Annotated in this window: 1 pseudogene; it reads left to right on the top strand. The window is 66.2% G+C overall.

The window, feature by feature from the left end:
* Nucleotides 1–299, top strand: a pseudogene (locus EN824_RS34485) (EamA family transporter); the annotation flags it as partial.

The raw sequence follows: 299 nt of genomic DNA, 5'->3' as shown, positions 1-299 counted from the left end.
TCGAATTCGTCGGCACGATCGGCGTCGCGCTCGTCGGGCTCAGAAGCCGGCGCAATCTCGCGGCGCTCGCCATCGCCGTCGCCGGCACCTTGCTGCTCATCGATGTCAAATGGTCGAGCGACCCGATCGGCCTGTTCTGGGCCTTTCTCAACGGCGCGCTGTTCGTCGGCTACATCGTGCTGGGCCACCGCATGGCCCAGACCCGAATAGGCATTGCCGGCCTCGGCACGGCCATGGCGATCGCCTTCCTGGTCGTGTTGCCCATCGGCTTCAGTGAGGCGTTGCCGGCCTTTTCGGCC

This window comes from Mesorhizobium sp. M8A.F.Ca.ET.181.01.1.1 (assembly GCF_004792025.1).
In the GTDB taxonomy this organism is placed as follows: domain Bacteria; phylum Pseudomonadota; class Alphaproteobacteria; order Rhizobiales; family Rhizobiaceae; genus Mesorhizobium.
The sequence above is the reverse complement of the archived record's forward strand: the minus strand, read 5'-3'. Positions and strand labels throughout refer to the sequence as shown.